Source organism: Castellaniella hirudinis, from assembly GCF_042651965.1.
In the GTDB taxonomy this organism is placed as follows: Bacteria; Pseudomonadota; Gammaproteobacteria; order Burkholderiales; family Burkholderiaceae_B; genus Castellaniella; species Castellaniella hirudinis.
Genome location: NZ_JBHSDY010000005.1, coordinates 310,426 through 323,024, shown reverse-complemented (window position 1 = coordinate 323,024; position 12,599 = coordinate 310,426). Strand labels below are relative to the sequence as shown.

At 65.9% G+C, this 12,599-nt stretch carries 12 protein-coding genes; 5 read left to right on the top strand and 7 right to left on the bottom strand.

Features of this window, described 5'->3' with window-relative positions:
* Positions 1 to 21: 21 nt before the first annotated feature.
* A complete protein-coding gene (locus ACFO0J_RS09745; protein ID WP_376812872.1) occupies positions 22 to 1,689 on the bottom strand; it encodes a CTP synthase in 1,668 nt (555 codons plus the stop codon).
* Positions 1,690 to 1,755: 66 nt separating this feature from the next.
* On the bottom strand, positions 1,756 to 2,985 hold the full coding sequence (locus tag ACFO0J_RS09740) for an MFS transporter (protein ID WP_376812871.1): 1,230 nt from the start codon (positions 2,983 to 2,985) through the stop codon (positions 1,756 to 1,758).
* Positions 2,986 to 3,146: 161 nt separating this feature from the next.
* Between ACFO0J_RS09740 and yghX the strand changes: the two genes are divergently transcribed.
* The 3 genes from yghX to ACFO0J_RS09725 all read left to right on the top strand — a co-directional run bounded on the left by yghX (position 3,147) and on the right by ACFO0J_RS09725 (position 4,898).
* On the top strand, positions 3,147 to 4,034 hold the full coding sequence (yghX, locus tag ACFO0J_RS09735; protein ID WP_376812870.1) for a YghX family hydrolase: 888 nt from the start codon (positions 3,147 to 3,149) through the stop codon (positions 4,032 to 4,034).
* Between the two features lie 182 nt (positions 4,035 to 4,216).
* Positions 4,217 to 4,570: a type II toxin-antitoxin system RelE/ParE family toxin gene (locus ACFO0J_RS09730; protein WP_376812869.1), complete on the top strand. Its 354-nt coding sequence runs from the start codon at positions 4,217 to 4,219 to the stop codon at positions 4,568 to 4,570.
* Positions 4,563 to 4,898: a helix-turn-helix domain-containing protein gene (locus ACFO0J_RS09725; protein WP_376812868.1), complete on the top strand. Its 336-nt coding sequence runs from the start codon at positions 4,563 to 4,565 to the stop codon at positions 4,896 to 4,898. Before ACFO0J_RS09730 ends, ACFO0J_RS09725 begins: the two co-directional genes overlap by 8 nt.
* 8 nt (positions 4,899 to 4,906) lie before the next feature.
* On the opposite strand, the gene ACFO0J_RS09720 is transcribed toward ACFO0J_RS09725, so the two are convergent.
* The 4 genes from ACFO0J_RS09720 to ACFO0J_RS09705 are packed head-to-tail and all read right to left on the bottom strand — an operon-like array spanning position 4,907 to position 8,586.
* Entirely contained in the window at positions 4,907 to 6,715 is a 1,809-nt protein-coding gene (locus tag ACFO0J_RS09720) for an aminopeptidase P family protein (RefSeq protein WP_376812867.1), read from the bottom strand.
* A 31-nt stretch (positions 6,716 to 6,746) separates the two neighbouring features.
* Entirely contained in the window at positions 6,747 to 7,400 is a 654-nt protein-coding gene (locus ACFO0J_RS09715; RefSeq protein WP_376812866.1) for a CoA transferase subunit B, read from the bottom strand.
* An 11-nt stretch (positions 7,401 to 7,411) separates the two neighbouring features.
* Positions 7,412 to 8,107: a CoA transferase subunit A gene (locus ACFO0J_RS09710; protein WP_376812865.1), complete on the bottom strand. Its 696-nt coding sequence runs from the start codon at positions 8,105 to 8,107 to the stop codon at positions 7,412 to 7,414.
* Between the two features lie 41 nt (positions 8,108 to 8,148).
* Complete coding sequence (locus ACFO0J_RS09705) at positions 8,149 to 8,586, bottom strand: acyl-CoA thioesterase (RefSeq protein WP_376812864.1); 438 nt, start codon at positions 8,584 to 8,586, stop codon at positions 8,149 to 8,151.
* A 132-nt stretch (positions 8,587 to 8,718) separates the two neighbouring features.
* On the opposite strand from ACFO0J_RS09705, the gene ACFO0J_RS09700 reads away from it, so the two are divergent.
* Both ACFO0J_RS09700 and ACFO0J_RS09695 read left to right on the top strand, forming a co-directional pair.
* A complete protein-coding gene (locus ACFO0J_RS09700) occupies positions 8,719 to 10,365 on the top strand; it encodes an electron transfer flavoprotein-ubiquinone oxidoreductase (RefSeq protein ID WP_376812863.1) in 1,647 nt (548 codons plus the stop codon).
* A 72-nt stretch (positions 10,366 to 10,437) separates the two neighbouring features.
* The gene (locus tag ACFO0J_RS09695; RefSeq protein WP_376812862.1) at positions 10,438 to 11,109 is read left to right on the top strand and encodes a MarC family protein; all 672 of its coding nucleotides are present in this window, start codon (positions 10,438 to 10,440) and stop codon (positions 11,107 to 11,109) included.
* 61 nt (positions 11,110 to 11,170) lie between these two features.
* On the opposite strand, the gene ACFO0J_RS09690 is transcribed toward ACFO0J_RS09695, so the two are convergent.
* Complete coding sequence (locus tag ACFO0J_RS09690) at positions 11,171 to 12,589, bottom strand: MFS transporter (protein WP_376812861.1); 1,419 nt, start codon at positions 12,587 to 12,589, stop codon at positions 11,171 to 11,173.
* Positions 12,590 to 12,599: the final 10 nt, after the last annotated feature.

Genomic DNA, 12,599 nt, shown 5'->3' with positions numbered 1-12,599 from the left:
GACTCCTTGAATAGGCCGAAATCAGGCCTGCTTCGCCTTGGGCTGTTCCGACTGGCGACGCTGGTACGCCAGCGCAGCCTGGACGTAGCTGGTGAACAGCGGATGCCCGTCGCGCGGCGTGGACGTGAATTCCGGGTGGAACTGCACGCCCATGAACCACGGGTGCGCGGGGATCTCCATGATTTCCGGCAGGTTTTCCGTGGGCGTGCGGGCGCTGATCACCAGGCCGGCTTCTTCCAGGCGGTGGACGTAGACGTTGTTGACTTCGTAGCGGTGACGGTGGCGTTCGTTGACCTCGGCGCCATAGATGTCAAAGGCGCGCGTGCCCGGCTTGACGGGGCAGCGCTGGGCGCCCTTGCGCATCGTGCCGCCCAGGTCCGACCCTGAATCGCGCTTTTCGACCTTGCCTTCGCGGTCCTGCCATTCGGTGATCAGCGCCACCACCGGGTGGGCCGCCGCAGGATCGAATTCGGTGCTGTTGGCCCCGCCCAGACCGGCGACGTGGCGGGCGAATTCCACCACCGCCAGTTGCATGCCCAGGCAGATGCCCAGGTAGGGGATGCCGTTCTCACGGGCGTAGCGGATCGCCTTGATCTTGCCCTCGGTGCCGCGCTTGCCGAAACCGCCCGGCACCAGAATGGCGTCCAGGCCGGCCAGGCAGGCCGTGCCCTGGCTCTCGATTTCCTCGGAATCCAGATATTCGATGTGGACCCGCGCATGCGTATGGATGCCCGCGTGGACCAGGGCCTCGGACAGAGACTTGTAGGATTCGGTCAGGTCGACGTATTTGCCCACCATGCCGATGGTGATGGATTCACGCGGGTTTTCCAGATCGTGCACCAGGCGGTCCCAGACCGTCAGGTCGGCCGGCGGCGGGGTCAGGGCCAGCGCGTCGCAGACCAGGCTGTCCAGGCCTTGCTGATGCAGCATGGCGGGAATCTTGTAGATCGAATCCGCGTCCCAGACCGAGATCACGGCGTCCAGCGGCACGTTGGAGAACAGCGAGATCTTGGCGCGTTCGTCGTCGGGCACGGGCCGGTCGGCGCGGCACAGCAGCGCGTTCGGGTAGATGCCGATTTCGCGCAGTTTTTGCACCGAGTGCTGGGTCGGCTTGGTTTTCAGTTCGCCCGCCGAAGCGATGAAGGGCACCAGCGTCAGGTGCACGAAGGCGCACTGGTTGCGGCCCAGGCGCAGGCTCATCTGGCGCGCGGCTTCCAGGAAAGGCAGCGATTCGATGTCGCCCACCGTGCCGCCGATTTCCACGATCGCCACGTCGGCCTGGCCGTCGAAGGCCGCCTTGGCGCCCCGGGCGACGAAGTCCTGGATTTCGTTGGTGATGTGCGGGATCACCTGGACGGTCTTGCCCAGATAATCGCCCCGGCGTTCCTTGCGCAGCACCGATTCGTAGATCTGGCCGGTGGTGAAGTTGTTGACCTTCCGCATCCGGGCGGACACGAAACGCTCGTAGTGGCCCAGGTCCAGGTCGGTTTCCGCGCCGTCCTCGGTGACGAAGACCTCGCCGTGCTGGAAGGGGCTCATGGTGCCCGGATCCACGTTGATGTAGGGATCCAGCTTCAGCATCGTGACCCGCAACCCGCGGGATTCCAGAATCGCAGCCAGGGAGGCTGCAGCAATGCCCTTGCCCAGGGAGGAGACCACTCCCCCTGTGACGAATACGTATTTGGTCATTTTGGATGGATGCCCGGTGTGCGGGCGCAGCAGGAAAGCAGAATTATAACCGCTCCACTCAGGCCGTCAGGCGGCCGGCCTGGCGGGGTACGTCTCCCTGACCCCAAGCGCCGCGGCAAACCCCGCCAGGCTCAGGCCCGCCGGAAGCCAGAGCGCCATCCTGTACGCGGCGGCAAGATCGGACGCGCCCAGGGCGACCATCCAGCCATACGTCGTCTGGACGACGGCCGTGGCCAGGAATACCCCCATGTTGACGAAGGCAATGGCGGACCCGGTGAGATCCTCGTGGACGCTTTCCTTCACGGCCGCGAACGACACGACGACCTGGGCGCCGCTGGACAGGCCCAATGCCAGGAAGCACATGAGACCGCCGGCGAAACCCCCGCCGGGGACGAGCAGCAGCCAGAACCAGGCCGCCGCATTGAGCAGGGAAGACAGCCAGATGAGCTGCTTGCGCGCCTGCATCCAATCGGACAGGTGGCCGAAGATGAGCGATCCGAATCCATAGGGCAGCCATGCCAGCGTCAATATCCATGACGCCGAAGCGCCGGAAAGGCCATAGCCATCGCTCAGCAGCGAGGTCCCCCACAAACCCGCGAACGCGTAGAACGTCCCATTCGTTCCGGAAATCGCCAGCAGGACCAGCCAGAGCTGGCGGCTTCCCGCAACGTCCCGCCACACGCTCCGATGCGGCGTTCCCCGCACCGGCCGCCGGCCCCCCTCGGCACATGCCGGCGGGCGCCAGAAGAGCAGTATCAGGCACGCCATGGCGATGGTTCCCAGCCCAAGCGCCACAAAGACGGTCCGCCAATCGGTCAGCGCAAGGAGGAGGCGCGCAGGGGCTTCCGACATGATCGAACCGAAGGTCCCGATCAACAGCGTCACCCCGGTCACGACTCCGAACCGGCGGCCGTCGAACCAGATGGCGTTGTTCTTCATCATGGCGACGAAAACCAGCGACATGCCCAGCCCCACCAGGCAAGGTCCCGACAAGGCGACTGCGTAACTGCCGGTCATGCCCAGGACCAACGCCCCGATGCCCGTCAAGAGCGTGCCGATCGCCGCGGGCCCCCGGATGCCAAAGCGATCGACGATCAGGCCGGCAGGCACCTGCATCAAGGTATATACCCAGAAGTGCATGGCGGCGAGCCCCCCCAGCGCCGCCGCGCCCAATCCCAGGGTCTCGCCGATCGGCGCGGCGAACGTCGCCGGCGCGAACCGATTGAAAAATCCGATGAAAAACGCCGTGACCAGGAGCGTATAGCTGACACATCTAGAGAACGCGGCGGTGCGCATGCAGAGGGCCTCCTTGTCCACTTCTCCATGAAAGCATATCAGCAGCCCCCGACCGCGCTTGGGCGCCCGGGGATTGCGGACGCGCGACGCCGACGCTTTACCGCGCAGCCCGTCTCGCCTACCATGGTTCCCGCATCATCCATGAAAGCCGGGAGGACATCATGTCCAGGTTGACCGCCAAAGACTTCGCGCCGGAACTGCTGGAACTCTATGATTTCTACGCGCACGGGCTGATCGACCGGCGCGAATTCCTGAACCGGGCGGCGCGCTACGCCGCCGGGGGATTGGGCGCCGCCGCCCTGCTGACCGCCCTGTCGCCCGATTACGCGCTGGCCGAACAAGTATCCTTCACCGATCCGGACATCCTGGCCGAATACATCCGCTACCCGTCCCCCAAGGGCAACGGCACGGTGCGCGCCTATCTGGTGCGGCCCGCCAAGGCGGCGGGCAAAGTGCCCGGCGTCGTGGTGGTCCACGAAAACCGCGGCCTGAATCCCTACATCGAAGACGTCGCCCGACGGCTGGCGAAGGCCGGTTTCCTGGCGCTGGCCCCGGACGGCCTCAGCGCCAAGGGCGGCTACCCCGGCAACGACGAGCTGGGCCGCGCGCTGCAGCAACAGATCGACCCCGTCAAGCTGATGAACGATTTCTTCGCCGCCGTCGAATTCCTGCCGACCGTGGCCGGATCGACGGGCAAGACCGGGATCATCGGCTTTTGCTACGGCGGCGGGGTCGCCAACGCGGCCGCCGTCGCCTATCCCGAATTGGCGGCGGCCGTGCCGTTCTATGGCATGCAGCCCCGCCCCGAGGACGTGCCCCGCATCCAGGCGCCTCTGCTGCTGCATTACGCCGGACTGGACACCCGCGTCAACGCAGGCTGGCCGGCCTACGAGGCCGCGCTGAAGGCCGGCGGAAAGACCTACGAGGCCTACGTCTACCCGGGCGTGAACCACGGCTTCCACAACGACTCGACCCCGCGCTACGACAAGGACGCCGCCGAACTGGCCTGGAGCCGAAGCATCGCCTGGTTCAGGCGGTATCTGATGTAGCCTGCCGGCGCAGCATTCGCAGCACGGACTTTTTCAGCCGTCCGGATTTTCCAGTCTGGCGGGGTTTTACGGGCCTGAACAGAATGGTGTCTCCTGAGTCAGGGGGAGCTTGCCATGTCAGCCCGGAATACGCCTTCTTTTGAATATCCCATAAATGGTATAGTCACTGAAGGCCTTTTTGCATGAAGCCGCTCATCTGGTTAGGCGGCAGCAAGAAAGACCTCTTGACTCTGCCAGTCGCCGTGCGGAAATTCTTTGGACACGCGCTCGATGCAGCGCAGCGCGGCGAGCGCCACCAGGCAACGAAAGTCATGCAAGGCTTGGGCGACGCAGGCGTACTGGAGATTATCGAAAGTGATGCTAGAGGAACGTACCGCGCCGTCTATACGGTGCGCTTCGCCGGCGCAGTTTTCGTCCTGCACATTTTTCAAAAAAAGAGCAAACACGGCATTGCGACGCCAGCGCTGGATAGGGCAATCATCCACCAGCGCCTGAAGGTCGCGGCCCTGATTTCACAGGAGCAAGGTCATGGATAAGCGCATGATAGCGGGCGTCGAGGTCGAGGTCGGTTCCGGCAATGTATTTGCCGATCTGGGACTGCCCGATGCCGACAAACTGCTGATCAAATCAGAGTTGACGATCGAGATCACCAAGGCGATTCGTGCGCATGGACTCACCCAGGCTGAAGCCGCCCGCCGCATGGGACTGACCCAGCCCAAGGTCTCAAGCCTGCTGCGCGGCGAGTTTTCGAATTTCTCAGAACGCAAACTGATGGACTGCCTGAACCGCCTGGGCTACGACATTGAAATCCGGGTCAAGAAAGCCTCTGGGGCAGCAGGCCATCTGATGCTGACGCATGCCTAGGTCCTGATCTAAATCACTTCGGTGCGCGCCAGCAGCCAGTCCCGCGCCGCGCCGTCGACCAGCGGCAACAGGCGCTCGCGCACCTGGGCGTGGTAGGCGTTCAGCCAGTCCCGCTCGTCGGCGGACAACTGGGCACGCACGATGCAGCGCGTGTCGATGGGGCACAGGGTGACGGTCTCGAACGCCAGGAAGACGCCGAATTCCGTCTGCTGCGCAGGCACGGCCAGCACCAGGTTTTCGATGCGGATGCCCCACTGCCCGTCGCGGTACAGTCCGGGCTCATTGGAGGTCAGCATGCCGGCCTTCATGCCCTGGTGGGGCCGCGCATGGCCGCGCACGGAGATCGACTGCGGGCCTTCGTGGACATTCAGGAAGTAGCCCACGCCATGGCCGGTGCCGTGGCCGTAGTCCAGGCCCCGGCGCCACAAGGGCAGACGCGCCAGGGTGTCCAGCACGGACGATGGCGTGTCCTCTGGAAAGCAGGCCCGCGCCAGGGCGATGTGAGCCTGCAAGACCGTCGTGTAATCGGCGCATTGCCCGGCGGAGGGCGTGCCGATGGGCACGACCCGGGTGATGTCGGTGGTGCCGCCCAGATACTGTCCGCCGGAATCGATCAGCAGCAGGCCGTCGCCCTGGATCGTCGCATGGGACGCGTCGGTGGCGCGGTAGTGCGGCATGGCGCCGTTGGCGTTGAAGCCGGCGATGGTGGCAAAGCTGAGGCTGACGAAGTCCGGACGCCGGGCGCGCGCCGCCGACAGGCGGATGTCGACGTCGATCTCGGTGATCCGCTCACCCGCCGCCAGGGCGGCCTCGAACCAGGCAAAGAATTCGCACAGGGCGGCGCCGTCCTGGGCCATCGCGGCGCGGATGTGGTCGGCCTCGGCCGCGTGCTTGACGGACTTCAGCAACTGGGACGGATTCAGAGCTTCGATGCGCCGCGCCTGGGGCGCATGCGACAGCGTGCCCGCCGTGACACGCGCCGGATCCACCAGCAAGGCGGCGCCGGCCGGCAAAGCCGCCAAGTCGGCGGCCAGCGCCGCGTAATCGCGCAGCGCCACGCCATCGGCCGCCAGGCGGTCGGCCAGCGCGGCATCGATCTTGCCGGGCGCCGCATACAGGCGCACGCCCTCGGCGTCCAGCAGCGCATGCGACAGGAACACCGGGTTGTAGTCCACGTCGGCGCCGCGCAGGTTCAGCAGCCAGGCGATGTCGTCCAGCGAGGACAGCAGATGCCAGGCCGCGCCGTGCGCGCGCATTGCGGCCCGCACGGCCGCCAGATTGGCGGCCCGCGTCCGGCAGGCATGCGGCGGCAGGTGTTCAAACACGGGGGCCTCGGGCAAGGCCGGCCGGTCGGTCCAGACGGCGCCGACCGGGTCCTGATCCAGCACCAGCGCCATGCCGGCCTCTTCCAGGCCGGACCGCCAGCGGCGTTCCGCCGCCAGGTCCAGCACCCGACCGTCGACCGCGACCCGATCGCCGCGCGCCAGATGCGTCAGGACCCAGTCCAGCATGTCCAGGACATCCGGCGCACCGGCCCGCATCAGGACGATGCCGGAGCCCCGCAACTGCGCCTCGGCCTGGACCCAATAGCGGCTGTCGGTCCACAGACCGGCGAAATCCGCCGTGACCAGCAGGCTGCCCGCCGAACCGTCGAAACCCGACAGCCAGGCGCGCGCCGCCCAATGATCCGGCAGGTATTCCGACAGGTGCGGATCGGCCGTCGGCACCAGGCAGGCGGCCAGGCCGGACTGCGCCAATCGCCCGCGCAAGGCGGCGACGCGTTCGGCGGGCGTCACGGAAGGATGTTGCAGGGTCACGGCGGGTTCCTTGGGGAAGTTCAGACCATGCCTAAGCGACGGCGGACACGTTCAGCTTGGCGGAGGTCTTGGCGCGGATTTCGTCCACCGTCACACCCGGGGCCAGTTCGGTCAGGCGCAGGCCGTCGTCGGTGACTTCCATCACGCCCAGGTCGGTGATGATGAGGTTCACCACCCCCACCCCGGTCAGCGGCAGCGTGCACGCGGGCAGCAGCTTTTGCGATTCGGTGCCGTCCTTGGCGCGGGCGACGTGTTCCATCAGCACCACGACCTTGCCCACGCCGGCCACCAGGTCCATGGCGCCGCCCATGCCCTTGATCATCTTGCCGGGAATCATCCAGTTGGCCAGGTCGCCCTTTTCGGACACCTGCATGGCCCCCAGGATGGCCAGATTGATCTTGCCGCCCCGGATCATGGCGAACGAATCCGCCGAAGCAAAAATCGAGGAGCCCGGCAGCGTCGTCACGGTCTGCTTGCCGGCGTTGATCAGGTCGGCGTCGACCTCGTCCTCTTTGGGGAAGGGGCCGATGCCCAAGAGGCCGTTTTCCGATTGCAGCCAGACTTCCATGCCTTGCGGCACATAGTTGGCGACCATCGTGGGCAGGCCGATGCCCAGGTTGACGTAAAAGCCGTCCTGCAGTTCCTGCGCGGCACGCGCCGCCATCTGTTCGCGATCCCAAGCCATGATCTGCCTCCTTATTGACGGGTGGTGCGTTGTTCGATGCGCTTTTCGGGCTGCGCGTTCAGGACGATGCGGTGCACGTAGATGCCCGGCAGGTGGACCTCATCGGGATCGAAGCTGCCGGTGGGCACGATTTCCTCGACTTCGACGATGGTGATGCGGCCCGCCATGGCGACGTTGGGGTTGAAGTTGCGCGCCGTGCGGCGGAACTGCAGATTGCCGCTGCGGTCGGCCTTCCAGGCCTTGACCAGGGACACGTCCGGCACCAGCGAGCGTTCCATGATGTAGGTGCGGCCGTCGAATTCACGGGTGTCCTTGCCTTCGGCCACCACGGTGCCCACGCCGGTGGCGGTGTAGAAGGCAGGGATGCCGGCGCCGCCCGCGCGCAGCTTTTCGGCCAGCGTGCCCTGCGGCGTGAATTCCAGTTCCAGTTCGCCCGCCAGGAACTGGCGTTCGAATTCCTTGTTCTCGCCCACGTAGGACGCGATCATCTTGGTGATCTGGCGCGTGGACAGCAACTGCCCCAGGCCGAAACCATCGACCCCGGCGTTGTTGCTGATGCAGGTCAGGTTACGCACGCCCGAATCCCGCAGCGCTGCAATCAGGGCTTCGGGGATGCCGCACAGCCCGAAACCGCCGACGGCGATCATCTGGTTGTCGGCCACGACACCGCGCAAGGCGGCCTCGGCACTTTCGTAGACTTTATCCATACAACGGTTCCTTCGTGAAATGAGCGGAAATCGGTGGTGTGTCAGGCGGCGAAGCAGCGATGCATCGCCCGCCGATCGTCATCGGTCCATGGTACAGGCCGGCCGGTGACGCCGTCCGCGCACACCAGCACATTGCGGCCGCGCGCATGCAGCGTCTCCGGATCCCCGGCATCCGCGATCCAGCAGTCCAGTTCCAGGCTGGTCCGGCCGATGCGCACGCACTTCATGCCGACGGCGACACGGGCAGGATACATCAGCGGTTTGAGAAAATCACACGAGGCATGGGCGAGCACGCCATAGCGGCCCACGGCCCCGTCCAGGCCCATCGCAAAAAACAAACGTACCCGGGCTTCTTCGAAATAACGGAAGTAGGCGGTGTTGTTGACGTGGCGCAGCGCGTCCATCTCGCCCCAGAGGACGTCGATCCGGGTTTCAAACGTCCCTGAAGGTGTTTGAATATCAAGGGGTTCCGAAGACACGCATAGGCTCCTTGCGCCCGGCTGACAAGGGCCGGCGGCATAGGTGCAGTATAACGATCTGCAATACAATGGCCCGCATTATGGCGGGGTCCTACCTCGCCCAACGCTCATCAAGTAACGGGAATTGGACCCATGACTGAACGTGAATCGATGGAATACGACGTAGTCGTCGTCGGCGGCGGGCCCGCCGGGCTTGCGGCCGCGATCCGCCTGAAACAACTGGCCGCCGAACGCGGCCAGGACGTCAGCGTCTGCGTGCTGGAAAAAGCCGCCGAGATCGGTGCTCACATCCTGTCGGGCGCCGTGATGGACCCCCAGGCCCTGAACGAGCTGATCCCCGACTGGAAGGAACGCGGCGCCCCGCTGGACGTGGCGGTCACCGAAGACCGCTTCCTGTTCCTGACCGAATCGAGCGCGCGCGCCACCCCGGCCTGGCTGCTGCCGGACTGTTTCAAGAACCACGGCAACTACATCGTGCGCCTGGGCCACGTGACCCGCTGGCTGGGCGAACAGGCCGAAGCCCTGGGCGTGGACGTGTTCCCCGGCTTTGCCGCCGCGCAGATCCTCTATACCGACTCCGGCGCCGTGCGCGGCGTGCTGACCGGCGACATGGGCGTGGCGCGCGATGGCAGCCACACCGACGCCTACCAGCCCGGCATGGAACTGCTGGCGCGCTACACGATCTTTGCCGAAGGCTCGCGCGGCCACCTGGGCCGCCAGTTGATCGAAAAATACCGCCTGGACGCCGGCCGCGACCCGCAAAGCTACGCCATCGGCATCAAGGAACTCTGGGAAGTCGATCCCGCGCAATCGCGCCCCGGCATGGTCATGCACACGGCCGGCTGGCCGCTGGATTCCGATACCTACGGCGGCTCCTTTCTATATCACCTGAACGACAATCTGGTGGCCGTGGGCCTGGTCGTGGGCCTGGACTACGCCAATCCCTGGCTCTCGCCCTTCGAGGAATTCCAGCGCTACAAGACCCACCCGGCGATCCGCACGACGCTTGAAGGCGGCAAGCGCATCGCCTACGGCGCGCGTTCGCTGACGGCGGGCGGCCTGCTGTCCCTGCCCAAGCTCTGTTTCCCCGGCGGCGCAATGGTGGGCTGCGAGGCCGGCATGCTGAACGCCTCGCGCATCAAGGGCAGCCATTCGGCCCTCAAGTCCGGCGCCCTGGCCGCCGAGGCCGCCTTCGACGCCCTGGCCGCAGGCCGCAGCCACGACGAGCTGACCGCCTACCCGGCCGCTTTCGAGCGTTCCTGGCTGCACGCGGAACTGAACAAATCGCGCAACTTCAAGCAGTGGTTCAAGAAGGGCCGCACCGTCGGCACGCTGATGACCGGCATCGAGCAATGGCTGTTCAAGGGCAAGATGCCCTGGACCATCCACCGCACCAAGCCCGATCACGCCTGTCTGCAGCCGGCGGCCGAATGCGCGCGCATCGACTACCCCAAGCCCGACGGCAAGCTGACCTTCGATCGTCTCAGTTCGGTGTTCATCTCCAACACCAACCACGACGAGAACGAACCCGTCCACCTGACGCTGAAGGACGAATCCGTCCCGGTCGCCGTCAATCTGGCCAAGTTCGGCGGACCGGAAGCACGCTTCTGTCCAGCCGGGGTCTATGAATTCGTCAAGACCGAAACCGGAGAGGACCGCCTGCAGATCAACGCCCAGAACTGCGTCCACTGCAAGACCTGCGACATCAAGGATCCGACACAGAACATCGTCTGGGTCACGCCCCAGGGCGGCGAAGGGCCGGTCTACAACGGCATGTAAAATGCGCTTCCAGGGCGCCATGCACCACGGCGCCCGATTCCGATCATTTCCGATCCTGCAGGCCTGCCGGGCGTGAGCCCATCACCGATGGACATCGTCTTCGCCACCAAGTTCCTGGGCGCCCTGTTCGCCATCATGAACCCGTTCATCACCCTGCCTCTGTTCCTGGCGGTCACGGCCCACAAGACCGTCGCCGAGCAGCGCAGCCAGGCAGCGGCGATCCTGATCTACACCCTGGCGATGTGCGTCGTCATCTCGCTGGCCGGCAGCCACATCATCCGCTTCTTCGGCGTCAGCCTGGATTCGTTCCGCGTCGCCGGCGGCCTGGTGCTGAGCGGCATTGCGCTGTCCATGCTCAACGGCCAGCCGATCACCTCGCACGAGCGCGCCACCCAGGAAAAGAACGTCGGCGGCCTGGCCGCCCGCACCGAGGTCGAAGACAACCCCGCGTTCTATCCCCTGACCTTTCCCATGATCGTCGGCCCCGGCACCATCGCCACGCTGATCATCTACGGCGCCCAGGCGCATCAGGCCAAGCAATATCTGGCCTTCAGCGTGGTGCTGCTGGTGGTCCTGGCGGCGCTGTTCGTGGTGCTGTATTTCGCCGCGTCCATCGGCAAGCTGCTCTCGACCAAGATGCGCGTCATCATGGCCCGCGTCATGGGCATGATCCTGGCGGCCATCGCCGTGGAAATGATTTTCGCCGGCATCCGGGCGCTGCTGCCGGGACTGGCGGGACACTGAACCGCGCCGTCCAGGCCGGCGGCGCCGTTCCGACGCCGGCCTGGACGATGAGGCCGGATGCTCATGCAGCACCGCGGCCCCGCGACGAAAACAGCGACACCAGCAGACCCAGCACCAGCCCCGCGGCCGCCAGATAGAAGGCATGCTGCGTCCCGACCGCCAATCCCTCGCGCAGCGCCTCGCCCTGCAGGCCGCCGATGCCGCGATTGGCAAAGGCCACCAGCATCGCAATCCCGATGGCATTGCCGACATTGAGCGTGGTCGAGGCCATGCCGGAGGCGATACCCTGCTCGTGATGCGCGATCCCCGAGGCGGCCGCGACCCACATGGCGGTCCAGACGATCCCCTGGCCGATCCCGGACACCACCAGTCCAGGCACGATGGCCGCGTAAGGCGCGCCGACGAAGGCGGCCGGCGCCAGGGCCAGCGTGCCGGCGATGCCGATCACGAACCCGGCCACCAGCGTCGTACTCGCGGGCCAGCGGCCGACGAGCCTGGCGCCAAGCTGCGTGCCCGCGAAGATCGCCAGTGACGGCACGATGAAGGCCAGCCCGGTCTGCAAGGCGCCATAGCCCTGCACGTTCTGGAACAGCATCGTCAGAAAATACGGCAGCGCGCCAAAGGTGCCCATGAACAGGAACGTCGTCACCATGCCCAGGACCAGGTTGCGGTTCCTGAACAGTTGCACCGGCATCAACGGATCATGGCTGCGGGACTCAATCAGCGCAAAGGCCAGCAGGCACACGGCCGCCAGGATGGACGCGCTCAGGACCAGCGGCTCACCCCAGCCGTCTTCCGGTCCCTGCACCAGCGCATAGACCAGCAGCGTGGCGCCGGCCGTCACCGTCAGCGCGCCCGGCAGATCGAAACTGCGGCGCTCGGTGCGGGGCGCGTCCTTCGGAATCACGATGAACGCCGCCACGATGGCGATCCCGGCCAGCAGCACATTGACGAAAAACACGGACGGCCAGCCATAGGCGCTGGTCAGCGCGCCCCCGGCCAGCGACCCCAGCGTCAGCCCGCTGGCCCCCGTGCCGCCCCAGATCGCCAGCGCCCGATTGCGCGGCGGCCCCTCCTCGAACAATCGATTGATCAGCGAAAGCGTGGAGGGAAACAACAGCGCGGCGCCGATCCCCTGCACCGCGCGGGCGATCACGATCACCGCCGGACTCCAGGCCAGCCCGCCGGCCAGCGAAGACAGCGCGTACAGCCACAGGGCGAAGATGAACATGCGCCGCTGACCCAGCAGATCCGCCGCGCGGCCGCCCAGCAACAGGAATCCGCCGCAGAACACGGTGTAGGCGCTGACGACCCATTGCAGGGTCTGCTCCGAAAAGCCCAGGCCCGCGCCGATCTCCGGCAGGGCCACGAATACGATATTGATGTCCAGTGAATAAATGAGTTGCGCGAAGGCCAGCAGCGCCAGGCTCCAGGCCAGGGAGCGATGTCCGCGAACGGACGATAAAGGGATCGATGACATGAACAGTTCT

What these genes read in the sequence shown, in the direction of transcription:
- ACFO0J_RS09690 (WP_376812861.1), bottom strand. Translation starts at nt 12,589, where the DNA reads ATGTCATCGATCCCTTTATCGTCCGTTCGCGGACATCGCTCCCTGGCC.
- ACFO0J_RS09745 (WP_376812872.1), bottom strand. Translation starts at nt 1,689, where the DNA reads ATGACCAAATACGTATTCGTCACAGGGGGAGTGGTCTCCTCCCTGGGC.
- ACFO0J_RS09715 (WP_376812866.1), bottom strand. Translation starts at nt 7,400, where the DNA reads ATGGCTTGGGATCGCGAACAGATGGCGGCGCGTGCCGCGCAGGAACTG.
- ACFO0J_RS09740 (WP_376812871.1), bottom strand. Translation starts at nt 2,985, where the DNA reads ATGCGCACCGCCGCGTTCTCTAGATGTGTCAGCTATACGCTCCTGGTC.
- ACFO0J_RS09730 (WP_376812869.1), top strand. Translation starts at nt 4,217, where the DNA reads ATGAAGCCGCTCATCTGGTTAGGCGGCAGCAAGAAAGACCTCTTGACT.
- ACFO0J_RS09725 (WP_376812868.1), top strand. Translation starts at nt 4,563, where the DNA reads ATGGATAAGCGCATGATAGCGGGCGTCGAGGTCGAGGTCGGTTCCGGC.
- ACFO0J_RS09710 (WP_376812865.1), bottom strand. Translation starts at nt 8,107, where the DNA reads ATGGATAAAGTCTACGAAAGTGCCGAGGCCGCCTTGCGCGGTGTCGTG.
- ACFO0J_RS09700 (WP_376812863.1), top strand. Translation starts at nt 8,719, where the DNA reads ATGACTGAACGTGAATCGATGGAATACGACGTAGTCGTCGTCGGCGGC.
- yghX (WP_376812870.1), top strand. Translation starts at nt 3,147, where the DNA reads ATGTCCAGGTTGACCGCCAAAGACTTCGCGCCGGAACTGCTGGAACTC.